24 protein-coding genes are annotated in these 21,888 nt (G+C 44.1%); 11 read left to right on the plus strand and 13 right to left on the minus strand.

The features are described from left to right. The first annotated feature begins 3 nt into the window (after positions 1-3). The 4 genes from yidD (at position 4) to H4K34_RS03830 (ending at position 2,333) form a co-directional block, all read left to right on the plus strand. Positions 4-252: a membrane protein insertion efficiency factor YidD gene (yidD, locus tag H4K34_RS03815; protein ID WP_407644579.1), complete on the plus strand. Its 249-nt coding sequence runs from the start codon at positions 4-6 to the stop codon at positions 250-252. Continuing rightward, entirely contained in the window at positions 249-1,373 is a 1,125-nt protein-coding gene (locus tag H4K34_RS03820; protein ID WP_210759507.1) for a TolB family protein, read from the plus strand. Before yidD ends, H4K34_RS03820 begins: the two co-directional genes overlap by 4 nt. Positions 1,374-1,527: 154 nt before the next feature. After that, positions 1,528-1,902 carry a VOC family protein gene (locus H4K34_RS03825; RefSeq protein ID WP_210759508.1) on the plus strand — a complete coding sequence of 125 codons (375 nt, stop codon included), beginning with the start codon at positions 1,528-1,530 and terminating at the stop codon, positions 1,900-1,902. Positions 1,903-1,961: 59 nt separating this feature from the next. Then, entirely contained in the window at positions 1,962-2,333 is a 372-nt protein-coding gene (locus H4K34_RS03830; RefSeq protein ID WP_210759509.1) for a hypothetical protein, read from the plus strand. 21 nt (positions 2,334-2,354) lie between these two features. On the opposite strand, the gene H4K34_RS03835 is transcribed toward H4K34_RS03830, so the two are convergent. The 9 genes from H4K34_RS03835 to H4K34_RS03875 form a co-directional block, all read right to left on the minus strand. After that, complete coding sequence (locus tag H4K34_RS03835) at positions 2,355-3,125, minus strand: class I SAM-dependent methyltransferase (protein ID WP_210759510.1); 771 nt, start codon at positions 3,123-3,125, stop codon at positions 2,355-2,357. Beyond that, positions 3,122-3,907, minus strand: coding sequence for a type I methionyl aminopeptidase (map, locus tag H4K34_RS03840; protein ID WP_210759511.1), 786 nt, complete (start codon positions 3,905-3,907; stop codon positions 3,122-3,124). The genes H4K34_RS03835 and map overlap by 4 nt, the downstream gene beginning before the upstream one ends. A 6-nt stretch (positions 3,908-3,913) precedes the next feature. After that, the gene (locus H4K34_RS03845; protein ID WP_210759512.1) at positions 3,914-4,333 is read right to left on the minus strand and encodes a BT0820 family HAD-type phosphatase; all 420 of its coding nucleotides are present in this window, start codon (positions 4,331-4,333) and stop codon (positions 3,914-3,916) included. Beyond that, entirely contained in the window at positions 4,330-5,847 is a 1,518-nt protein-coding gene (gene gpmI, locus H4K34_RS03850) for a 2,3-bisphosphoglycerate-independent phosphoglycerate mutase (protein ID WP_210759513.1), read from the minus strand. The genes H4K34_RS03845 and gpmI overlap by 4 nt, the downstream gene beginning before the upstream one ends. A 93-nt stretch (positions 5,848-5,940) precedes the next feature. Beyond that, on the minus strand, positions 5,941-6,621 hold the full coding sequence (gene elbB / locus H4K34_RS03855; RefSeq protein ID WP_210759514.1) for an isoprenoid biosynthesis glyoxalase ElbB: 681 nt from the start codon (positions 6,619-6,621) through the stop codon (positions 5,941-5,943). An 89-nt stretch (positions 6,622-6,710) separates the two neighbouring features. Continuing rightward, positions 6,711-7,406: a DNA alkylation repair protein gene (locus H4K34_RS03860; RefSeq protein ID WP_210759515.1), complete on the minus strand. Its 696-nt coding sequence runs from the start codon at positions 7,404-7,406 to the stop codon at positions 6,711-6,713. A 1-nt stretch (position 7,407) separates the two neighbouring features. Further along, positions 7,408-8,136 carry a dipeptidase PepE gene (gene pepE, locus H4K34_RS03865; protein ID WP_210759516.1) on the minus strand — a complete coding sequence of 243 codons (729 nt, stop codon included), beginning with the start codon at positions 8,134-8,136 and terminating at the stop codon, positions 7,408-7,410. A 50-nt stretch (positions 8,137-8,186) separates the two neighbouring features. Then, the gene (locus H4K34_RS03870; RefSeq protein ID WP_210759517.1) at positions 8,187-9,464 is read right to left on the minus strand and encodes a sialidase family protein; all 1,278 of its coding nucleotides are present in this window, start codon (positions 9,462-9,464) and stop codon (positions 8,187-8,189) included. Then, on the minus strand, positions 9,461-10,102 hold the full coding sequence (locus H4K34_RS03875; RefSeq protein WP_210759518.1) for an O-methyltransferase: 642 nt from the start codon (positions 10,100-10,102) through the stop codon (positions 9,461-9,463). Before H4K34_RS03875 ends, H4K34_RS03870 begins: the two co-directional genes overlap by 4 nt. 58 nt (positions 10,103-10,160) lie before the next feature. Here H4K34_RS03875 and H4K34_RS03880 point away from each other — a divergent pair, with 58 nt between their 5' ends. Then, positions 10,161-11,393: a DUF1015 domain-containing protein gene (locus H4K34_RS03880; RefSeq protein WP_210759519.1), complete on the plus strand. Its 1,233-nt coding sequence runs from the start codon at positions 10,161-10,163 to the stop codon at positions 11,391-11,393. Here H4K34_RS03880 and H4K34_RS03885 read toward each other — a convergent pair. Together H4K34_RS03885 and H4K34_RS03890 are read right to left on the minus strand one after the other, a co-directional pair. Further along, entirely contained in the window at positions 11,390-11,965 is a 576-nt protein-coding gene (locus tag H4K34_RS03885) for a HupE/UreJ family protein (RefSeq protein ID WP_210759520.1), read from the minus strand. The genes H4K34_RS03880 and H4K34_RS03885 overlap by 4 nt on opposite strands. 1 nt (position 11,966) lies before the next feature. Further along, positions 11,967-12,443 (minus strand): DUF6702 family protein, encoded by a 477-nt coding sequence (locus H4K34_RS03890; protein WP_210759521.1) that lies wholly within the window; start codon positions 12,441-12,443, stop codon positions 11,967-11,969. Between the two features lie 67 nt (positions 12,444-12,510). Here H4K34_RS03890 and H4K34_RS03895 point away from each other — a divergent pair, with 67 nt between their 5' ends. Both H4K34_RS03895 and H4K34_RS03900 read left to right on the plus strand, forming a co-directional pair. After that, on the plus strand, positions 12,511-13,389 hold the full coding sequence (locus H4K34_RS03895; protein WP_210759522.1) for a pirin family protein: 879 nt from the start codon (positions 12,511-12,513) through the stop codon (positions 13,387-13,389). A 12-nt stretch (positions 13,390-13,401) separates the two neighbouring features. Continuing rightward, positions 13,402-14,064, plus strand: coding sequence for a hypothetical protein (locus tag H4K34_RS03900; RefSeq protein WP_210759523.1), 663 nt, complete (start codon positions 13,402-13,404; stop codon positions 14,062-14,064). Here the strand turns inward: H4K34_RS03900 and H4K34_RS03905 are convergent, their stop codons facing one another. Continuing rightward, the gene (locus tag H4K34_RS03905; protein ID WP_210759524.1) at positions 14,065-14,694 is read right to left on the minus strand and encodes a LysE family translocator; all 630 of its coding nucleotides are present in this window, start codon (positions 14,692-14,694) and stop codon (positions 14,065-14,067) included. 87 nt (positions 14,695-14,781) lie between these two features. Between H4K34_RS03905 and H4K34_RS03910 the strand changes: the two genes are divergently transcribed. The 4 genes from H4K34_RS03910 (at position 14,782) to H4K34_RS03925 (ending at position 19,249) form a co-directional block, all read left to right on the plus strand. Continuing rightward, positions 14,782-15,297 carry a UpxY family transcription antiterminator gene (locus tag H4K34_RS03910; RefSeq protein WP_210759525.1) on the plus strand — a complete coding sequence of 172 codons (516 nt, stop codon included), beginning with the start codon at positions 14,782-14,784 and terminating at the stop codon, positions 15,295-15,297. Beyond that, positions 15,294-15,836 (plus strand): thioredoxin family protein, encoded by a 543-nt coding sequence (locus H4K34_RS03915; RefSeq protein WP_210759526.1) that lies wholly within the window; start codon positions 15,294-15,296, stop codon positions 15,834-15,836. The genes H4K34_RS03910 and H4K34_RS03915 overlap by 4 nt, the downstream gene beginning before the upstream one ends. A 79-nt stretch (positions 15,837-15,915) precedes the next feature. Further along, the gene (gene pheT / locus H4K34_RS03920) at positions 15,916-18,339 is read left to right on the plus strand and encodes a phenylalanine--tRNA ligase subunit beta (protein ID WP_210759527.1); all 2,424 of its coding nucleotides are present in this window, start codon (positions 15,916-15,918) and stop codon (positions 18,337-18,339) included. Positions 18,340-18,346: 7 nt separating this feature from the next. Next, the gene (locus tag H4K34_RS03925; RefSeq protein WP_210759528.1) at positions 18,347-19,249 is read left to right on the plus strand and encodes a histone deacetylase family protein; all 903 of its coding nucleotides are present in this window, start codon (positions 18,347-18,349) and stop codon (positions 19,247-19,249) included. Here the strand turns inward: H4K34_RS03925 and H4K34_RS03930 are convergent. Beyond that, the gene (locus H4K34_RS03930) at positions 19,246-21,876 is read right to left on the minus strand and encodes a PAS domain-containing sensor histidine kinase (RefSeq protein WP_210759529.1); all 2,631 of its coding nucleotides are present in this window, start codon (positions 21,874-21,876) and stop codon (positions 19,246-19,248) included. The genes H4K34_RS03925 and H4K34_RS03930 overlap by 4 nt on opposite strands. Positions 21,877-21,888 lie beyond the last annotated feature (12 nt).

Genomic DNA, 21,888 nt, shown 5'->3' on the forward strand with positions numbered 1-21,888 from the left:
GTGATCGATTTTATCAAAAAGATAATCAGCTTGCCATTTATCCTTTTGGTACGAATCTATCAATACCTAATTTCGCCGCTTACTCCCGGCGCCTGCCGCCATACTCCCACTTGTTCAGAATATGCCGTTCAAGCAATTCGAATTTGGGGGCCAATTAAAGGTAGCTGGCTGGGAATAAAAAGAATAGCAAAATGTCACCCTTGGGGCACTTCGGGCTACGACCCGGTTCCCCAGAAAGAAAAAAAAGAATGAAAGTAAAAATCTGGACTAGTGCCTTTTTGAGCGGCATAATCCTCAGTGCTTGTCAGGGTCCTACTACCCCTACCGAACATGACCATGATCATGAAAGCGACAGCACTCAAACTAAAGACAGTACCACTACCCTTCTTTATGAAGGAGAAGGTCATTTAGCAAACATCCGCCAACTCACGGATGGTGGTGACAATGCTGAAGCCTATTTCAGTTTTGATGGAAAAATGGCTGTTTTCCAAAGCAATTTTAAAGATTGGGATATAAACTGCGACCAAATCTTTTACTTCAATATTGAGGGTGATGATTTGATGAGCAAACGTCCACCAATGATTAGCACCGGAATGGGCCGAACTACTTGCTCGTATTTCCTGCCAGGAGACAGCACTATTGTTTATGCTTCAACCCACTTAGGTGCTGAGGCCTGTCCTCCAGAACCCGGTCATGAAGAAGGTTATGTATGGCCCATTTATGCCGATTACGACATCTTCGTGGCGGATTTAAAAGGCAATATCCTAGATACCTTAACTAGCTCTCCAGGCTACGATGCCGAACCTACTGTGAGCCCCAAAGGTGATCGCATTGTTTTTACATCTACTCGTACTGGCGACTTAGAACTATGGACCATGAAATTAGATGGCTCTGATAAAAAGCAAGTAACCAGCGGCTTAGGCTATGATGGCGGTGCCTTTTTCTCACCAGATGGAACAAAATTGGTTTTCCGTGCATCTCGCCCACAAGGTGAAGAGGCCGAAGCAGAATACAAAGGCCTATTAGATCGCGGATTGGTAAAACCTTCTAATATGGAGCTCTATGTTTGTAATGTGGATGGAAGTGATTTACAGCAAGTAACCAAATTAGGAAATGCCAATTGGGCGCCTTTCTTCCACCCCAGCGGTGAAAAAATTATTTTCAGTTCCAATCACAAAACCAAGCGAGGCTTTCCCTTTAACCTTTTCATGGTTAATGTGGATGGAAGTGGCTTAGAGCAAATCACTTTTGACGAACAATTTGATGCTTTCCCAATGTTCAGCCCTGATGGAAGCAAATTGATCTTCTCCTCGAACCGCAATAATGGTGGTACCCGAAATACCAATCTGTTTATAGCCGATTGGGTGGAATAAAAATCCCCAAACCTATTTATCTAAACACCTCCTTGAATTTCACGGGGGTGTTTTTTTTTTAGCAAAATTCAAATAGCACTTTTAATAGTACAGTGATTCTCTGAAAAACTACCTTTAACCTCCTTAATTCACTATTCAACCTAATATTTCCCTTATGAAAAAAGTAACTGGCATTGGCGGCATCTTCTTTAAAAGTAAAGATCCCGAAAGTTTAAAGGCTTGGTATCAGAAACATTTAGGCTTCAGTACCGATCCATACGGAGTTAAATTCGACTGGAAAGATGATAGTGAAGCTGAAAACGGCTATACCCTATGGAGTCCCTTCCCTGAAACTACCGATTACTTTAAACCCTCTCAGAAAGATTTCATGATCAACTTCAGAGTGGACGATCTGGAAGCCCTGGTGGCGGAACTCAAGAAAGATGGGGTAGAATTAATCGACGAAATTGCCACATATGATTACGGTAAATTCGTGCATCTACTCGATCCAGAAGGTCATAGCATTGAGCTTTGGGAACCAATCAACTAAGACCTTAGCCAGCCGTTCCCCTAAATCATAAGCTTATCTTTAAACCCAGATAAGTTGAAATGGACCCTATTAAGAAAAATCAATTAATAGAAGCCTGCTTACAAAAGCGTCATGAAGGTTCTGAAAGTCAAGGTTTAAAAAGATTCCTAAGCGAACAAGGCCTAAGTGAATTAGAATGTTCTGAGATTATCCGGAAATCAGATCACCTCTATTTATCGGATATTCGGAAAAATCCACCCCAAGCTCCTAAGCAGAGGGTTTTCTTCCCCATGCTGGTGCTCTTTGGCCTACTAGCTCTGATGGTGATGGTTTTCTTCGATTACTATCAAGCAGGAATAGTAGGCCTCATTCTAGTTTGGCTTTCCCTCCGCAAATTCAGATCAAAGCCCACCAGTAGTCGAAATACACGCTTCCAGCATTTCAAGAAATAAAGTAGAAAAGTTTGGACGAATTTACTTCGAACAAACGTAAAGTACCTCCCCGTCCATAAGGGCAAAGCGCTTAATTTCTTCCGGACTAAAGGCTTCACGAACTTTATAGGCCTCCACCTTAAAACCTTCCTCAGCTAATCGCTTAGGATAATCGGCTCCATATTGACGTACGTGATCATATTGACCAAAACGACGGATTCTTTCCTCAGGATCGGTAATTGTAGGATCTTCATCCGTCACTTCCTGACCTGCTTTGAAAGGCACTTGCATGATCGCCAAGCCACCAGGCTTCAATACCCGACAAAGCTCGCGCATACATTGACGATCATCGGTTACATGCTCTAAAACATGGTTACAGAAAATCACATCAAAATGATTATCCTCATATTGGATATCATGAATATCCATCTTCACATCTGCGATAGGAGAATCTAAATCAGCCGTTAGGTAATCCAGGTTCTTCATCTTGCGAAAGCGACCATAGAAACACTGTTCTGGCGCAACATGCAACATGCTTTGCTTGGAATCAAAAAACTTGCTTTCGCGCTGTAAGTACAACCAAAGTAAACGATGGCGTTCCAATGACAATGAAGCTGGAGCCAAGGCATTTTCTCGCTGACGACCTTTATAACCATAAGGTAAAAGCTTGCGATACTTGCGACCATCGATAGGGTCTTCAAAGCGATCGCCCTTATAAAACAGAGCTAAGATCGGAGCGGCCGCATAGCTCAAACGGATTAGCATCGGTCGCGGAATTGTGTTCAGGGCGAACTTAAAAAGCGATTTAATCATAGTTCAGGGTTTATGCCCAGCACCTCATAGATGTAATCAAAAGTCGATAAAATTTGGGGCTCTCCATCCACCAAAGCCACATCATGCTCGAAGTGAGCTGCTGGCTTGCCATCTACGGTATTAATGGTCCAACCGTCGGGCAATTGCTTTACGCGAAAAGTACCCATGGTGATCATCGGCTCAATAGCCAGAACCATTCCATTCTTCAGGGCCTTGCCCCTCCCGCGCTTGCCAAAGTTTGGCACTTGGGGATCTTCATGAAGCTTCGTTCCGATACCATGTCCTACTAAATCGCGAACCACCCCAAATCCGTGGTCTTCGGCATGCTTTTGAATAGCAAATCCAATATCCCCAACTCTGCGGCCGGGTCTAAATTCATCAATTCCCAAATACAAGCTTTCGCGAGTAACATCTAAGAGCTTCTTGATATCAGGAGCCACATCCCCTACCTCAAAGGTGTAGGCATGATCGCCATAATATCCATCTAACAATGCTCCACAATCTATGCTTACCACATCTCCATCTTCCAAAGGAATATCGGTTGGTAAACCATGAACCACGGTTTCATTTTTGGAAATTAACAGCGTACTCGGGCAACCATAAAGCCCTTTAAAACCGGGCTTGGCGCCTTGAGATAAAATATATTCTTCGGCCTTACGATCGAGGTCTGAAGGTTTAACACCAGGCCCTACTTCTTTGGCCAGCATTCCTAAGGTTCGACTTACCACTAAAGCTGCTGCACGCAGTTTTTCAATTTCGGCCGGAGTTCTTAAATGAATCATTAATATCTAAAATCTGAAAAATCTTTTCTTGGAGTTCTTACGTGGACGGTTATTAGCTGGTTCCTCCTCATTCCCGCTAATAATTTGATAAACCACCCCCCATCCAGGGAATCCTTGCAAATTGCGATCATCCACAAACAAATCTGCATGAATCTTACGACTAGCCTCCTTCTCATCGTAGGCCTCTTCGGGATAACTCTTGTTTACGGCGTAAAACTCTACCCCATTTTCTTTGCAAAAGTCCACCGCTTCCTGAAGCTTGCGACCATATCGATAGGTCCATAAAATAAGGCGATGCCCATCTTTCTGTAGCATCTTTAAAGTTTCAAATGCAAAGGGTTTGGCCTTCCCAATGGCCGGATATGCATCATCTACAATAGTCCCATCAAAATCGATGGCTAAAATCTTCGATTCGTCAGTAATCATACAATTAAGGATTTACCGCTCATTGCTTGCGGCTTCTCAATATTCAACAGTTCCAAAAGGGTTGGCGCTACATCGCCTAAAACACCTTCGTGCAATTTAATCTTTTCTACATCATTCCCAATCAGGAAGCATGGTACCGGCTGTGTGGTATGCGCTGTATTTGGACTTCCATCTTCGTTACGCATGCAATCGGCATTACCATGGTCGGCCAATATGATGAAACGATAGCCTTTCTTTAGTCCGGCTTCAACCACCGCTTGAGCACATTGATCTACTGTTTCACAAGCCTTAATAGCCGCCTCCATCACTCCGGTATGCCCCACCATATCGGGGTTTGCAAAGTTTAGGCAGATAAAATCAGGGCTCTTACTTTCAATATCTTCAATGATCGCATCACGTACCTCAAAGGCACTCATCTCTGGCTGCAGGTCATAGGTTGCCACCTTGGGCGATGAAATAAGCAAACGGTGCTCACCTTCGTATTCGGCTTCCCGTCCTCCGGAAAAGAAGAAGGTAACGTGTGGATATTTTTCGGTTTCAGCAATACGTACCTGAGTCTTCCCAGCTTTGCTAATCACCTCACCTAGTGTATCGCTTAAATTATCTTTTTCATAAATCACCTTTACCCCTTTGAAGGTATCATCATAGCGGGTCATGGTCACATAATAGAGATTCAGCTTTTTCATCTCCTGCTCCGGAAAATCTTGCTGATTTAAAGCCATGGTAATTTGTCGACCGCGATCCGTTCGGAAGTTGAAGCAAATCACCACATCATCCTCAGCAATTAAGCCATTGCTATTGATGATTCCAGGCTCAATAAACTCATCGGTAATTCCACGCTCATAATTGCTTTCCAAGCAGGCCTTAGCTGAGGCAAAAGATTCTCCTTCACCTTTCACCATAAGGTCATAAGCCTTACGCACCCGCTCCCATCTTTTATCACGGTCCATGGCAAAATAACGACCAACCACTGAGGCCACAGCCCCACCATGTTTGGCTAAATGCTGCTCCAAATCGGCCATATAGCCCAATCCTCCCTTCGGATCAGTATCGCGTCCATCTGTAAAGGTGTGAACAAAAATGTCTTGCAAACCGCGATCGGCCGCAGCGGTTATCAAACCTTTAAGATGTTGGATATGGGAGTGCACCCCTCCATCTGAAAGTAAACCGATGAAATGCACTTTTTTCTTCTGGTTCAGAGCATAGTCCAAAGCTTCCACCAATACGGGCTCCTTAGCTAAACTGCCATCTTCAACAGCCATATTAATTTTCACCAAATCTTGATACACCACGCGGCCGGCTCCCAGGTTCATGTGGCCAACTTCACTATTTCCCATTTGCCCATCTGGTAAACCAACGGCCAAGCCGGAAGCCTGCAAACGCGTGTTCGGATATTGATGGTAAAGTGAGTCCACAAAAGGAGTTTGAGCCTTATCAATGGCGGATACCTCAAGATTCTTAGCGATGCCCCAACCATCTAAAATGATCAGTGCCGCTTTTGGCGAATTGCTCATGATTCAATTTTAAGCTGCAAAATTAGACATTGCCTTTCGAAAGACCTTCGATCTAAAGGATTAATCCCTGAAAGGCAAAGGCTAAGCGCTCAATTAAGCCAGTTCTATAAGAGCCGCCAGGGCTTGCTGGATATTCGCACGAACTTCGAGGATACTGGCTTCCATCATATAGCATGGCGCACAAACAATTTTAAGCTCAGTATCTACACTTACTTCGTCTACTGTTTTTGACTGCGCCTCCACTCCAATGCTTTCCATGCCACCGGAAATGGCCGCTATATCATAGGGAGAAGCCTCTACAGTGCTTCCCACACTGAGATGAGCATGATAATGTGTGCCCTCCAAGGCCTTGGCTAGGGTAGTAGGACTCATACACAAAGCCGCGATTGGCTTCTGGTTTTCAATCATATTGAGCACTAAGGCTTTGACCTCTGGTAGGATACTTCCCTCCGGGCCTTCAAAAGCCCATTTAGTGAGATTTTTAGCTGTACCAAAGCCACCGGGCATAAATAAGGCATCTATCTCAGAAGGATCAAAGTCAGCCAGATCCATTACTTCCCCTCTGGCAATTCGAGCCGACTCAATCAATACATTTCGTTCTTGGTCCATTTCGGAACCATCGAGATGATTGACCACATGATGTTGCTTTACATTTGGGGCAATACATTGGTATTCATGCCCTGCTTCGGCTATGGCCAGGAGACTAAGAACTGCTTCATGTATTTCAGTTCCATCGTAAACTCCAGAGCCATGCAAGAGTACGCCTATCTTCATAGTTTCTGTTTGGACAGCAAATTAGAGAATTGCTAAGTCCTCTCAAACCATCAGGAACAAAAGAGTAAATAAGAGGCTGTTAATAACGGCTATTTAGACAAGCTCTTCTTTGCTAAGCGAGCCAGTATTATGGGATCCTGCAATTCTTTAATGGCGTCTTTGGCCGCCCAAAATTTATATTTAGAATCCCCCAATTGCCATTCCTTTTGAATGTAATCCTGAATTTGGGCATTGAGCCACAAACTGCGCTTTCCTAATGTTCTGAGTACCCAAGAGTTTGCCTTTCGCACAAAATTTCGATCATCTTCAATAAACTCTTTCACCAAAGGAAGATATTCGAGCAAGTCCGAATCAGGCATTTTTTTATGATGCATGCTGATAGAGGCGATCATTACCAGTCCTGCTCTCCTTTGAAACTCGCCCGGCAATGGAGCCCACAACCAAGGTAGCTCGCGGGCAAAGCTTGTCTTTTGAAATAATGATCCACAAAATTGATCCACCAGATCCCAGCTATAGAGGTCTTCCATAAATCGATCAGCCTGCTCTCGGCTTAATTCCTTGGCAGGAAAGATTAGTCCAGCGGCTAGTTTCGCTTCATGGTAGTCCGTTTCAAAGAGTTCCAAGGCCAATTCAGCATTTCCTTTAAATGGCTTGATGTATTCCCGAATATCAGGCATACGCACTCCCAGTGCATGCTCATTTGGAATCCCGAATCCGGCTAACTTAATGCGATATCCTTCATCGCTTAAATCTTGGAGACCTTCAATAAAATGAAGAACATCCATCTTAGCCTAATAAGAAGCTTACATCACCTTGCGGAATTTCGCGCATTTCCTTTTGCGCTTCAAACAAGACCGCCGAATGAGGTCCCTTCAGCTCTAGCTTACCTTTCTCCAAACGCAACCAAGATCCTTCACGGAGGCCAATTACTGCTTGAGAGTTCTGAAAATGAAACTCATTGATCCGAGTGGCTCGGGTTTCCCCCTGATGTTTAGAGTTCGGATCCGGATCTAAATAATGTGGATTGATATTAAAGGGCACTAAAGCCAGGGCTTCAAAGCTAGGTGGATATACGATCGGCATATCATTCGTGGTACCAATGCTAAGTCCTGTTAAATTACTTCCGGCGCTACTTCCCATATAAGGAATCCCTTTAACCACCGCTGCTCTTAAGGCTTCGATAAGCTCTAATTCATATAGAGTTTTAGTAAGGAGGAATGTATTACCACCGCCCACAAAAATGGCTTGGGCTTTCGCAATGGCTTCTTTGGGATCCGCAAACTCATGAATACCCTTAACCTCAATCCCCTTTGCGGCTAAAGCCTTGGTGGGATACTTGGTATATTCATCAAAGCTGATTCCTCCGGGACGAGCATAAGGAATGAATAACAATTCCTTGGCCTCTCCCAAAAATCCCTCCACCTCATCCAGCAGATATTCCATGTAATCTGAGCCATGTATTTTACTGGTAGAGATCATTAAAACTTTGGAAGAATCGGAGTGATAGGCTTTCATGCTAGGTACTTTGCGGCAAAGGTATCATTTCATACCTAGAAAAAAGGTCCTTAATCCTTTTCCGCCTGATACTTAGACTCCTCCCAAAGTGTAGTCCACACGCCCATTTTCAGACCCTCGATCCGAGTCCAAATCGGGCGAACTCTACCCCCATAGGCAGAAATATGATTGTAATCTCCGAAGAAGGCCAAAGGATTAGTGCGGAAGGAATCTTCACTGATTTGCAGATTGATCCAGGTCTCACCTTGATCGGTGCTGCGGGCTAAATACACGTGGGTATGATTGCCTTCCAAATCACGACGATCATAAAAAACAGCATACAGAATATTGCTTACAGGATCTACGCACATCCAGGTGAAAAATTGATCTGCTGATCCGGTATCATCATTTACCCGAATAGCATCCGTCCAAGTATCGCCACGATCGTCGGAGCGCATTACCCAAACATCGTAATTGCCTTCGCGATCATCCACCCAGTTTACATATAGGCTTCCAGTGGTATCGCAAATAGTAACCGGCATTCCATTGGCCCTTTGCACGCCTGGCACATCAATATCCCAACCTCCGGATTGCTGAGCAATTACCCGATCCTCGGTCCAGCTTTCTCCCGCATCGCTGCTCTTGGAGAAATATAAATTCCCACGATTACCCCAGGTTACATAGATGGTACCATCTGGCCCAACGGCGGGCACGGCTCCTTCGGTGGTACTGTCATTATCCAAACAGTTCCCGGGAATGGTATTTACTTGAATTGCTTCTGACCAGGTTTCTCCGCCATCCAAAGATTTGGAGAATAAAATATTGCTCTCATCCTTGGGATCTTCGCTGCCATAATTATCAAACTGAGTCCAGGTAATGTATATCGCATTTGTATTAGTATCAACTACCGCCCAATGCTTATCCTGATCTTTGGGATGCGCCATTCCGGTAAAGCTTCCATTAGACCAGGTTTGACCACCATCAGTACTTTTCTGAATAACTATCCGATCCAGAATCTCTTCGCTAGACCAGTTCTCACCGGTAGGATCCGACAAATGCAAATAATAATGATGACCAGCCGTATCCGTAATTAAAACCGGATCCCCCCATACGCCAAAGGAAGAAACCATGGTATCTCCAGTCCAAGTTTCACCACCATCGGTACTGTAAAATACCGCATCAAGCACTGCTCCGGCGACAATATTATCTGGGTTTCGAGGATTAATGGAAATACTAGGCTCACAATAACCCCGACCTCGAAGCAAGCTTCCTTCGCCGATTAAGACATTTTGAGCTGAGAGGGATAAGCCACAAAGACCTATCAATGAACTAAGAATTACTTTCTTCATTTTACACGAATACACATGAGTCCATCGCGCAGGGGTAAAAGCAGATTTTCTACCCGATCATCCTCTTGCACGAAGGTATTGAATTCCAATAAGGCGAGGGTACTTTCATCATTGGGCTGTAAATCCTCAATCACCTTCCCACTCCACAACACATTGTCTGCCAGGATAAAGGCCCCGGACTTCAAGCTCGGAATTAGGAGCTTGTAATAATCTAAATAGCGAGGTTTATCCGCATCAATAAAGATCAAATCCCAATCTCGTTTCAGGTTTTGGAGTGTATCCAGAGCATCACCAATATGTAAGTGAATTTGCTCGGCCTTGCCAGCCTCAGTGAAATACTTCTTACACATAGTCTCCAGTTCATCATTGATCTCAAGGGTATGCAGCTCCCCTCCTTCCTGCAGACCTTCGGCCAGGCATAAGGCTGAATAGCCCGTATAAGTACCTATTTCCAAAATGTATTTCGGTCGGGCCAATTTCGATATCATCGCTAAATACCGTCCTTGCAAAGCCCCACTAAGCATGCGTGGCTGCAGGATTTTCAAATGGGTTTCGCGATTTAATTGGGCTAAGAGCTCAGGCTCTGCATCGTGATGCGCACTGAGGTAGTCTTCTAGTTTGGGATCGAGAAAATGCATAAATCAGAATTGCATCAAAAGTAGCTATTAAGTGCGGCGATTCCCTAATTTCGCCTCCATGATCACCCTCAAACCTTTTCGCGCTTATCGCCCACCGCGGGATAAGGCTTATTTAGTTGCTACCCGTTCCTACCTGACTTATACAGAAGAGGAACTGGACGATAAACTGAATAATAACCCTTTCAGTTTTATGCATGTCATAAATCCGAAAGCTGGACGTGCATTGGCCCCAGGAAAAGCCAAGTACGACATGGTTCGTGAAGGTTTTGAGCTTTGGTGTGAGGAGGAGATTTTCCTTAAGGATGAGCAGGCCTCCTATTATTTATACAGCCAGGTTAAGGATGGCAATGAATACATTGGCCTGATTGCAGCTGTAAGCGTTGAAGATTATTTAGAAGGGCGCATCAAAAAACATGAAAACACCCTCAGTGCCCGTGAGGAAATGTTTACCGATTACCTGGAAGAAACCGGCTTTAATGCTGAACCAGTATTGCTCATCTATCATGATGATTTTGAACTAAACCGCCTCTTCGCGCGCTATATCGAAACCAGGGCCGAATATGAATTCACCTCTACTGATCGGGTTTTTCATCGCCTTTGGCCCATAACAGACTCCAAAGATCTGGAACTAATTACGGCCGCGTTTGAGCGTCAAAACTGCCTTTATATTGCAGATGGTCATCATCGTAGTGCCAGTTCTGCTCGTTTGGCAAAGCGCATGCAGGAAAAAGGCAAAACAGTAGGGGCACATCAATATTTCATGGCCTTCCTGATTGGGGAAGAGCAAATGAAAATTTACGACTTCAACCGCCTGGTCATTAATGATAGTGGCAAGACCAAAGCTCAGGTCCTGGCCGAATTGGAACATGGTTTTAATATCGAACCCAAGCATCAGGAAACCTTCCACCCTCAAAAAATCCATGAAATTGGAATGTACATGGATGGGGAGTGGTTTAAACTGAACCCCAAGATTGGCAGCTTCGACCCCAATGATGCGGTGGGTCACTTGGATGCGGAGATATTAAGTCGCAGCATTCTGGATCCGGTATTCCACATTAAAGATCTGAAATCGGATGATCGGGTCGATTTTGTTCCCGGCACCTATGGTTTGGATTATTTGAAGAAGGCGGTAGACAAAGGAGCTTACCACCTGGCCTTTAGCTTATTCCCTGTAAGCATCGAGCAGATTAAACAGGTAAGTGATGAAGGTAAAATTATGCCTCCTAAAAGCACCTATATCGAACCTAAACTGAGAAGTGGTTTGGTAATTTATCCGATTAACGAGGATTAAAAAGGCCAGTTTTCCAGGCACATAATTAAGGCTAAACCAAAGCCAGCACCCGACACAAAAAGGTTCCAATCGCGAATTTTCCGATTGAGCATAAAGCTATAAACTCCCATTAGCAAAAGTGTAATAGCCACTAATAAGAGCTGCGCCAATTCAATACCCAGATTAAAGGGTAATAGAGCTTGCCAGTAATTGCTATCGCCCATTACTAGCATATCGTAGTAATTGGAAAAGCCCAATCCGTGAATTAAGCCAAAGACCCCGGCAATCCAGACTTTGGATTTATTATTCTGATTTTGTCCGGACTTGGTTAAATTATAAAGGGCCGTAAGCAGAATGGTTAATGGAATCAGAAATTCGATGATTCCTTTATCAATCTTAATCACATCCAAGGCCCCCAAGCTAAGGGTCAGGGAATGCCCGATTGTAAAGAAGGTTACAGCGGCTACTACTCGTAACCAATTTCGACTTTGATACACTGCCATTAGCACCACTACAAACAAGATGTGGTCCATAGCCTGAATACTCATGATATGCTCATAACCCAGGCGCAGATAAGTCGAAAATGTTTGCATACTAAAAGACTAATTTCTTTTCAGATTCCGCAGAAGTGAGGTAGGCCGATCGAAGTTCATCTCCAATTCGAACATTCACAATATTGCTCTGATCATCAAAGCTATCAAAAAAGACGCTATTGCGAACTACCAATTCTGCTGGCTTTTCAGGGCAAGGGTAGAAAAAGTACAAATAAATCATTTCCACCTCAACTTCTTTTCCAAGGTAGTTCTGTTTTAAGGACTTAGGGCCAATCTTCAGATTAAATTCTTGTGAAATATAAGCCGCCACCAAGCTATCCGCACTGGGATGCTCATCGGCCTCACCCAATTTCAAAGAATAGGCAAGATCCTTTTCGAGGTGATTTTCCAGGTCTTCCCGAAAAAGCCGAAGGGTGCATTGCATTTCTTGATCCTTATACTCCACTTGAGCAATACTCACATGAAAATCATGGCGCGGCAGACAAAGACTAATTAGAACTAAAATTAACTGAGGCATCTTAGTAAATTGAACGCCAAAGTAGCAAATCTCCTCAGGAGCGCTAGCTATAATACCCAAATATCGAATGTCGAATACAGACCTAATTATTCCTGAAAGGAGTCGTGATATTGGCGACTTCCTGGTTGGCAGACTTTTACCTTTTCGCAAGAAACGAATGGTAGGCCCATTTATCTTCATTGACCATATGGGCCCCACCCAATTAGGACCTAATCATTATATGGATGTGGATCAGCATCCCCATATTGGATTGGCAACTTTAACCTTTTTATTGGAGGGCGAGGTAGAACATCGCGACAGCTTGGGGACTCAGCAAATAATTCGCCCGGGCTCCGTAAACTGGATGGTAGCCGGATCCGGGGTAAGCCACACCGAAAGAACCCCAGCACATTTGCGCAATGGAAATATCTTCACGGTGCATGGCTATCAAATATGGGTGGCTTTGCCTAAGGATCTAGAAAAAGTAGAACCCTCTTTTCATCATTTCGATAGTGATGATTTACCCCAGTGGCAAGATGGCCCTAATCAATGGAAATTAGTCGCTGGCGAAGCCTTTGGTCGCAAATCACCAGTCCCAGTGCACTCCCCGCTTTTTATGCTGGAGTTAAACTGTGAAACAGATTCCGAAATCGACCTGCAAGGTCAGCTAAAGGGTGAAATTGGAATTTGCGTGGTAGAAGGTAAAGTATGGGCTTGCGACCAAGAGGTGGAAGCAGGTAATCTTTTAGTTTCAAAAGATGAAAATGCATGCAAATTGAAGATTGCTGCAAATAGCCATATATTATTCTTCGGTGGTGAAGCCTTCCCTGAATCTCGCAACATTTATTGGAATTTTGTTTCGAGCGAAACCCAATTAATTGAAGAGGCCAAAGAAAAATGGCAACAGCACGATTGGCCTAAAGTTGATGGCGACAGCAGTTATGTTCCTCTCCCTGAAATCTCTTAATCCTACCTGTTTATGAAAATGAAATTATCTCTTCTGCTCTTAAGCCTGATTAGCCTAAATAGCTGGGCTCAAAATAAAGATGGCTTTAGCCTGGAAATGTTTGGCGGCAGCTTCAGCGTGCAGAACGCCTTTGGTAGCAAATATGATTATCAAGGCATCAAAGCCTGGACGGGCATTGCCTTTGAAGCGGGAGCCGGAGCAGCCTTTCGGCAAAATGCGGGTCGAAATCAGCAATGGGGATTAAAACTTGGAATTTCGCGCATGGCCTTTAGCTATACCGGCAGCGATTATGTGGATGGCAATGGCGACACCCAAATTTACCGTCCTCAAAGTACGCGTCGCATCTATTTCAACTTCACCCCAATCTATGCTTTTCGCTTAGCAGAAAGCAGCGGTTTCGATTTTGACCTGGAAAGCAGCTTGAGCATAAAACTTCCAATCAATGCCTATTCCTTGAGTTTGGATGCCGCTCAGAATAATACCGATATCAATGATTTTGACCGCTATTCTTTGGGGGAACTCAGTATTTTCCAAGCTCAAATAGCCCCCACCTTTGTTTGGGAGACCACTCGACTGGGAGTTTATTTCGCTTATAATTTAAACAGCGGCACTAATTGGGAAAGCATTTCTGGCTGGGGCGCCGGATTGCAAATCAGTTATTTTATTGAAGACTGATCAGAGAAACCAAAGGCCTAAGGCGATAAGAAGAAGGACCACAACTTGCAGCCACTTCATAAAATGACCGAAAGCCGCTTTGGCTAAATAGCGCTTAAACTGTCCCGCTAAAATGGCCATCAGGCTGAAGATTAAAAAAGCCTGCAGCATAAAGCTTAGGCCCATAAAACTCATTTGCTGAAAAGCCGGCCAAGGAGCATCAGAATCCACAAATTGAGGTAAAAGTGCCAGGAAGAATAAAGTCACCTTGGGGTTGAGAACATTCATTAAAAAGCCCTTGGCCCAAGAAGACCAAAATCCGGGAATAAGCGAAGTTCCTTTAGACTTTTCCAGATGAATGGCTTGCGGTTCTTCCCTCCAGGCACCATAGGCCAAGTACACTAAATACAGGGTTCCAGCCAATCGTAAGGCCACGGAAATCTGTGGAAACTCCAAAAGCAATAAAGCCAAGCCACTCGCCGCCAGTAGCGTATGTACCAATACCCCGGAGGCTAATCCGGCCGATAGACTTATGCCCCTGCGAGAACCCCGACTCAGGCTTTCGGTCAAGACAAAAATATTATCTGGCCCCGGCATAAAAGTGAGGGCTATGGCAGCACTTAAAAAGGTGAAATATAATTCCCAGTTCACGGTCAGCAAGATATACTGCTTTAGGGATTCTATGAAGATTGGCTCGCTGGGATTTGTAAATTAGCACCAGCCGAATAAACCTGTGTGATGTCCAAAACCCCAAGCACCCCAATTAATTGGTTCGCTCTTTACACCAAGCCCCGCGCCGAAAAAAAAGTTGCCGAGCGACTTAAAGCAAAAGGTTGTCAGGTTTATGCCCCCACCCAGACTGTAATTAAGCAATGGAGCGATCGCAAGAAGAAGATCGAAGAACCGTTCTTTAAAAGTTATGTCTTTGTTCAATTTGAGCTTAAGGATAAATTTGAAATCTTGAACACCCCAGGAGTGGTTGCTCAGGTAACCTGGTTGGGAAAAGCGGCAGAAATTCGGGCCGAAGAAATTGAAGCTATCCAAGAGTTTTTGCAAGCTTACCAAGGAGTTAGCATAGAACAAATTGATTTTGAAGCGGGACAAAAACTACGCATTAAACACGGCGAACTGGAAGATGAATACGGAACGGTAGTTCGCCAAAACAAGCATCGGGTGGTGCTCGAAATTGAAAAACTGGGAATGGCTTTATATGCCGAAGTCCCCAAAAGTCAAGTTGAAAATATTGAAAAATGAAAAAGCTATTTAGTACTCTGTTCATCCTTAGTCTAGCCCTGAACAGCTGGGCCCAAAATGCTGAGGAATCGCCTAAAATTAATTGGCTCACCATAGAAGAGTTGGAGGAAGCCCAGGCAAAGGAACCGCGCAAAGTGTTTGTTGACCTATATACCAGTTGGTGTACTTGGTGCCATAAGATGGATAAGGCCACCTTTCAACACCCAGGCATTGTAGAGTATGTAAATGCAAATTACTATGCCGTGAAGTTCAATGCTGAAAGCAAGGACTCCATCTATTTTAAGGGGCATACTTTTAAATATGTGGCTCAAGGCCGTAGAGGCTATAATGAACTGGCCGCCACCTTGGCCAATGGTCGTCTTTCCTATCCCACGATCGTGTATTTGGATGAGGAACTCAATGTAATCCAACCGGTACCCGGATATATGGACCCGAAATCATTTGAGCAGGTTATCACCTATTTAGCTGGAAATCATTATAAAGAACAGCCTTTCGACCAGTACAAAATGAACTACGAATTGGTCTATTCTCTCAAATAGAAAGCTCAAGATTTCAGGCTGGGAAAGCTAGGTAAGAGCGCGGCAATTACCTTAACTTTGCGCTTTTCAAAATCTCAGCATGAAGATCTCATACAATTGGCTTAAGGAGTATTTGAACACCGACCTCAGTCCAGAAAAAGCAGCGGAATATTTAACCGACACCGGATTAGAAGTTGAAGGTTTGGAGCAAATCGACACCATTAAAGGTGGCTTGCGCGGAGTTGTAATTGGAGAAGTACTAAGCTGCGTACCCCATCCAGATGCCGATAAACTTAAAGTTACAGAGGTAAATATTGGTGCCGATGAGCCGGTACAAATTGTATGTGGCGCCCCTAATGTGGCTGCCGGACAAAAAGTTCCCGTGGCTACGGTTGGTACCGAAATTTATACTGAGGACGGCTCCTTCACCATTAAGAAAAGCAAACTACGTGGCCAGGTTTCGGAAGGCATGATTTGCGCCGAAGATGAGCTGGGATTAGGCGAGAGCCACGATGGTATTATGATCTTAGACCCTGCCGCCAAAGTGGGTAGCCCTGCGGCAGAGTATTTCGAAATAGAGTCCGACTATGTAATTGAAATAGGACTTACCCCCAACCGTACCGACGCCATGAGTCATTACGGAGTAGCTCGTGATCTGCGTGCTGCTTTACTGCGATTTAATCAGGGGAAACCCGAATTAAAGCTTCCTTCCGTTTCGGCCTTTAAAACCGAACGCAATGATATGCCCGTTTCGGTGCGTATCGAAAATGAAGAAGCTTGTTATCGCTATATGGGTATCTCCATCCAAGGAGTAAAAGTGGAAGAGTCACCAGCCTGGTTACAAAACCGCTTAAGAGCCATTGGCTTAAAGCCGGTAAACAACATTGTGGATATAGGTAACTATGTTCTACACGAGACCGGCCACCCAATGCATGCCTTTGATGCCGATAAAATTGCTGGAAAGGAAATCATCATTAAAAATGCTGTGGCCGGCGATAAATTCATCACCCTCGATGGTAGTGAATTGGAATTAAGCGATCAGGATTTAATGATCTGGGATGCCGAACGCCCCTTGGTTTTAGCCGGTGTTTACGGTGGTCAGAACTCAGGCGTAAGCAGCAGCACTGAAAATGTATTTCTGGAAGTAGCTTATTTCGATCCGGTACACATTCGGAAAAGTGCTAAGCGTCATGCTCTGAATACCGATTCCTCTTTCCGCTATGAGCGAGGTGTGGATCCAGAAATGACCGAATACGCCTTAAAACGAGCGGTAACCTTAATTCAGGAAATTGCGGGTGGCGAAGTTGCTATGGCTATTGCCGATGAGCATCCGGTGAAGATTCAAAATCAGGAGCTCACTTTAAATTTAGATCGCATGAATAGCCTGATTGGTGAGGCCATCCCCACCGAAATGGTTCGCGATATTTTAGCTTCCTTGGATATCCGCATCAAGGCGGAGTCCGGTAAAAACTGGCACCTCGAAGTACCAGCTTACCGTCGTGATGTAGAACGTGAAGCCGATGTAGTAGAAGAAGTACTGCGTATCTATGGTTTCAATGCAGTACCCTACGATGGTCCCATGCGTATTTCAGTAGCTCAAAAAAGTGCCGATGATGATGCTCGTGAAAGAGATATGATCAGCAGCTTATTAAGTAGCCTGGGCTATCATGAAATGATGAACAACTCACTCACCAAAGCTTCTTATTACGAGAAGTACGGCTTTGAGCCCGAAGCGAGTGTGGCAATGCTCAACCCACTGAGTCAGGATTTGGCCGTAATGCGCCAATCTATGCTATTCGGTGGATTGGAAGCGGTTGAATACAATAGTAAACGCCAAAGAGCAAATCTTAAGTTTTTTGAATTTGGTCGTTGCTACCGTAAAAAGGAAGCTGGTTTTGAAGAACGCGAAGACCTAGCCCTGTGGTTAACCGGTTTAGCCGAAGATGAAAACTGGAAGCAAGGTTCCCAAGCCAGCGACTTTTACCAATTGAAAAATGCGGTTCTATTGCTTTTTGAACGCATCGGATTAAGTGGCTATCAAGAATCAGCTTCGGATGCCGCCATCTTTAGTGAAGGATTAAAATGGCATCGTGGCAAAAAGGTTTTAGCCGAAATTGGTAAGGTAAACCCTGGCCTACTTAAAAGCTTTGATCTGAAAACCGCCGTTTTCTATGCCGAACTAAATTGGGAAGCTTTAGTGGATGCTGCTCGTAAAAACAGCATTGTAATGAGCGACCTGCCTAAGTTCCCAGAAGTACGTCGCGACTTAGCTTTATTGGTGGACAGCAACGTGAAATACGGTGACTTAGCGCAAGCAGCAGCCAAAGCAGGTGGCAAGCTCCTAAAGGCAGTGAACCTCTTTGATGTGTACGAAGGCAAAAACTTACCGGAAGGAAAGAAATCCTACGCCTTAAGTTTCACCCTGGCTCATGAGGAAAAGACCCTTAATGATAAAGCAGTAGAGCAAATCATGTCTAAGATTCTGGCCAGCCTAGAGAAACAATTCGGAGCCAGCCTGCGTTAGAAGCGGCATGCTGAAGATCGCCTTCGATCCTATTTACCATCATCCTTTGCCCGAGGGACATCGTTTCCCGATGGCAAAGTACAGTCTGTTGCCGGAGCAATTACTCTATGAAGGTACTTGTACGGAAGACAATTTCTTTCGACCTGAGCTCCTTAAGGAGGAACAGATTTTACGTACCCATTGCCCGGAATACTGGCAAAAACTTAAGGACTTAAAATTAAGTCGCGCCGAAGAACGTCGCACCGGCTTTCCACTATCTGCTCAATTGGTAGAAAGGGAAAGGCGCATTGCTCAAGGTACCATTGACTGCTGTTTTCATGCACTGGAATATGGTGTTTCCCTCAATATCGCCGGAGGCACCCATCATGCCTATACCAATCGTGGTGAAGGATTTTGCCTGCTAAATGACATTGGCGTTGCGGCGCATTATCTACTGGATCATAATCTTGCTCAACAAATACTGGTTGTAGATCTGGATGTACATCAGGGAAATGGAACGGCCGAAATAATGGCTGGCGAAAATCGGGTATTCACCTTTTCGATGCATGGCGAAAAAAACTACCCTCTACATAAGGAAAAGAGTGATCTGGATATTGCCCTGGCAGATGACACCAATGATCTGGAATATCTAAGTCGACTTAGAGAAGAACTTCCAAGACTCTTGGATCGCCTAAATGCCGATTTCATTTTCTACCAATCGGGAGTGGATGTTTTGGCCACGGATAAATTAGGACGCCTGGGCATGAGCATAGCAGGTTGTAAAGAGAGGGACCGCTTTGTTTTTGAAGAAGCTCAAAAGAGGCAGATTCCAGTAGTTTGCAGTATGGGTGGGGGCTATAGCGAACGACTGGCCGATATTGTGGAAGCCCATGCCAATACCTATCGCTTGGCGCAGACCATGTATTTCTAAATCTCCTTAGGAAGGTAAATCTTAAAGGTGGTTCCCTGATTAACGATACTCTTCAACTCCACCTTACCACCCATGGCTTCCACTTGATTCTTCATAATGTACAAACCTAAACCCCGAGCCTTCGGATGTTGATGAAAGGTTTGATACAATTGAAAGAGACGATCTTTATAGCGCTTCAAATCTATTCCCAACCCATTATCTTGAACTTCCAGAATATGGAATTCACGATTTTCACCGAGTCGTATATGTACACGAGGTTCTCGATCTGGATGGCGATAACGCAGGGTATTGCTTAATAAATTGAGCAAGATACTTTCCAAATAAGCTCTTACGGAGTACACTTCCGCTTCTGTATTAAAGTCGAGTTCTACCTTAGCATTTAGAGCCTTTAATTCAGCCCCAAGAATATCCAGAATCCGCTGTACTTCATCACTGAGTCGCAAATTAGCCTTGCTACGATTTAAGCTTTGATTGATGGCTATGATCTCATTCAAATGCTTAATGGTAGACTCTAAGCCATCACTAACCTTGCGCAAATAATCCCATAGTTCTTGCTTTTCATCTTCACTTTTTGCCAAATCCACCGCTTCTATTAAGCCTTGAAGATTAGCAGAATGAGAGCGAATATTATGGGAAACGATATAGGTAAAGCTCTGCAGGCGTTTATTCTGTTCAGAAGTAATGTTGAGCAAGGCTTCCATTTCCTTGTTCTTCACTTCCTCCTCATGAATATCCTGCATTACTAAAAGGCTATAGAGGAATTCACCATTGGCATTCCAAATCGGTTTATTGCGAACATGTAGCCAACGTGCTCCTTCTTCGGCATCCAGTAAAACCTTCAGTTCAATGCTGCGCTGGGCATAAATGGCAATGAGTAGATCTTCCTTTTGCTTGCGATTCTCCTGACTTTTGAAAAGCTGCTCTGGTTCTTTATTGAGCGCGAAATCCGGCTTCCAGCCGAAAAATTCCATACAGGCGGTGTTCAGCCAATCTACCTTCCCCTCCGGACTGATTATCATAATTAAGTCGGAGGTATTCCTGGCGATTAAAGCTAATTTATGCTGTTCTTTCTCAAAGGCCTTTTGATCATCAATGGCGGTGAGGATACCATACCAGGAGCTGCGTTCAGCTGACTTCGATTCCGGACGCACCCGAATGCGAAACCAGCGCTCCTCTCCCAACTTATTCTCAATTCGAAATTCGGTATCTAAATCCTTAAAATTACGTGCCGAATAAACCACAGATCCCAAAAGGGTAGAGTAATCCTTGGGACTAATTACTTGCATTATACTACTAGGGTCATCGACCAAGTTTTGCCGTTGAATCCCAAAGTTCACCTCTTCAAAAGCCTTGCTTAAAAAGCTTAGCGACAAATTTTTGTTAGGCTCATAATCTACCTGAAAAACTACTCCCGGAATGCTTTCCGTTAGTTTTTCCAATTGTTCGCGATGGGCCCTGGACTTTGCTCTTTCGGCTTCCCTGTCTGTAACATCTTGCTGTAAGCCTAAATGACCTACAATTCGATTTTTATCATCGCGTAAAAGCAGATAATCACCTTCAATTTTAATCAGGCTTCCATCGGTTCGCCGTTCCTCGGTTAAATTGTGTAAATGACCTTTCTCGAAAAAGTTTTTCCACACATTAAGTCCGGATTCTATATCATGCAAAAAGAAATCTCGCGGACTAAGATTTAAGAATTCATCTTCGCTCTGAAAGCCATATTGATCGAGGATCATTTTATTACAGCGGGTGATCACCTGATTCTCAAAGGCATATTTTACCACTGCATCCTTATCAGTATCCTCATTCCACTCCTGAGGTTCTGGCAGCATCATGAAAAATACTCCGATCATCTGATTTTCGAAAAAGAAATTCAGTTCCCTTTGTCGGGCATCCAGCTGTTCTTCTGCTGCTTGCAAAGCAGAGATATCAAAGCCTCGGGCATAGATCACATCTACATCTCCATAACAATCCGGAAAGGAAATAAACTGCCAATGCGTACTTACAAATCCTGCTCCACGCGGATTCTTTTTCTCGATCCGTACATTACAAATTAATCCCGGATGCTCGAGGCAATAATGGGCCGTTTCCCGACCGATTTCTCTGCTTTGTTCAGCTACATCGGCCATGGAGTTTTCCCCAATTCGAGAAGCTTTTTCGGCAAAAAAATGTTCGACATACAGAGTATTATGGAAGAGATATCTTCCTTCCCGATCTATTTTAATTAAATAAGGATAATAGAGTTGATCATCATGCCATGGATTTTGCGGAGCATATAAATGCAATGCCACGAAATAATCCGGATAGTTTTCCAAGAGCCTTTGTTCTACTTCAAAGTTTAGAAAGTCTTTATTGGAAGCGTAGTTTAATTGGAAGTGATTCGACTCTCCTTTATGGTATATCTCCAGGCAATAATTAAATTGTTTTGCCCCTAGTGTATGAGCTTTAAAATCTTCAGAAGCATGGCGATCAATACCAATAGAAACCGCCAGGGCATTATTCACAAAGACTTCACCACTGGGAACATGGCAAATCCAATAGCCAAAGGGAGCTTCCTGCTCCAAGGCAATAAGTAATTGATTATCGGAAGATATTTCTTGAAATGCCGAAGACCGGGGAGCAGCCATTGATGCTAAATT

The organism is Croceimicrobium hydrocarbonivorans (assembly GCF_014524565.1).
Taxonomy (GTDB): Bacteria; Bacteroidota; Bacteroidia; order Flavobacteriales; family Schleiferiaceae; genus Croceimicrobium; species Croceimicrobium hydrocarbonivorans.

Coding starts and splice junctions, on each gene's coding strand:
- gpmI (WP_210759513.1), bottom strand. CDS start 5,847: ATGAGCAATTCGCCAAAAGCGGCACTGATCATTTTAGATGGTTGGGGC.
- H4K34_RS03825 (WP_210759508.1), top strand. CDS start 1,528: ATGAAAAAAGTAACTGGCATTGGCGGCATCTTCTTTAAAAGTAAAGAT.
- pepE (WP_210759516.1), bottom strand. CDS start 8,136: ATGAAAGCCTATCACTCCGATTCTTCCAAAGTTTTAATGATCTCTACC.
- H4K34_RS03860 (WP_210759515.1), bottom strand. CDS start 7,406: ATGGATGTTCTTCATTTTATTGAAGGTCTCCAAGATTTAAGCGATGAA.
- H4K34_RS03925 (WP_210759528.1), top strand. CDS start 18,347: ATGCTGAAGATCGCCTTCGATCCTATTTACCATCATCCTTTGCCCGAG.
- H4K34_RS03900 (WP_210759523.1), top strand. CDS start 13,402: ATGAAAATGAAATTATCTCTTCTGCTCTTAAGCCTGATTAGCCTAAAT.
- H4K34_RS03870 (WP_210759517.1), bottom strand. CDS start 9,464: ATGAAGAAAGTAATTCTTAGTTCATTGATAGGTCTTTGTGGCTTATCC.
- map (WP_210759511.1), bottom strand. CDS start 3,907: ATGATTCATTTAAGAACTCCGGCCGAAATTGAAAAACTGCGTGCAGCA.
- H4K34_RS03880 (WP_210759519.1), top strand. CDS start 10,161: ATGATCACCCTCAAACCTTTTCGCGCTTATCGCCCACCGCGGGATAAG.
- H4K34_RS03845 (WP_210759512.1), bottom strand. CDS start 4,333: ATGATTACTGACGAATCGAAGATTTTAGCCATCGATTTTGATGGGACT.
- H4K34_RS03835 (WP_210759510.1), bottom strand. CDS start 3,125: ATGATTAAATCGCTTTTTAAGTTCGCCCTGAACACAATTCCGCGACCG.
- H4K34_RS03875 (WP_210759518.1), bottom strand. CDS start 10,102: ATGCATTTTCTCGATCCCAAACTAGAAGACTACCTCAGTGCGCATCAC.
- H4K34_RS03885 (WP_210759520.1), bottom strand. CDS start 11,965: ATGCAAACATTTTCGACTTATCTGCGCCTGGGTTATGAGCATATCATG.
- elbB (WP_210759514.1), bottom strand. CDS start 6,621: ATGAAGATAGGCGTACTCTTGCATGGCTCTGGAGTTTACGATGGAACT.
- H4K34_RS03910 (WP_210759525.1), top strand. CDS start 14,782: ATGTCCAAAACCCCAAGCACCCCAATTAATTGGTTCGCTCTTTACACC.
- H4K34_RS03830 (WP_210759509.1), top strand. CDS start 1,962: ATGGACCCTATTAAGAAAAATCAATTAATAGAAGCCTGCTTACAAAAG.
- H4K34_RS03820 (WP_210759507.1), top strand. CDS start 249: ATGAAAGTAAAAATCTGGACTAGTGCCTTTTTGAGCGGCATAATCCTC.
- H4K34_RS03890 (WP_210759521.1), bottom strand. CDS start 12,443: ATGCCTCAGTTAATTTTAGTTCTAATTAGTCTTTGTCTGCCGCGCCAT.
- H4K34_RS03895 (WP_210759522.1), top strand. CDS start 12,511: ATGTCGAATACAGACCTAATTATTCCTGAAAGGAGTCGTGATATTGGC.
- H4K34_RS03915 (WP_210759526.1), top strand. CDS start 15,294: ATGAAAAAGCTATTTAGTACTCTGTTCATCCTTAGTCTAGCCCTGAAC.
- pheT (WP_210759527.1), top strand. CDS start 15,916: ATGAAGATCTCATACAATTGGCTTAAGGAGTATTTGAACACCGACCTC.
- H4K34_RS03930 (WP_210759529.1), bottom strand. CDS start 21,876: ATGGCTGCTCCCCGGTCTTCGGCATTTCAAGAAATATCTTCCGATAAT.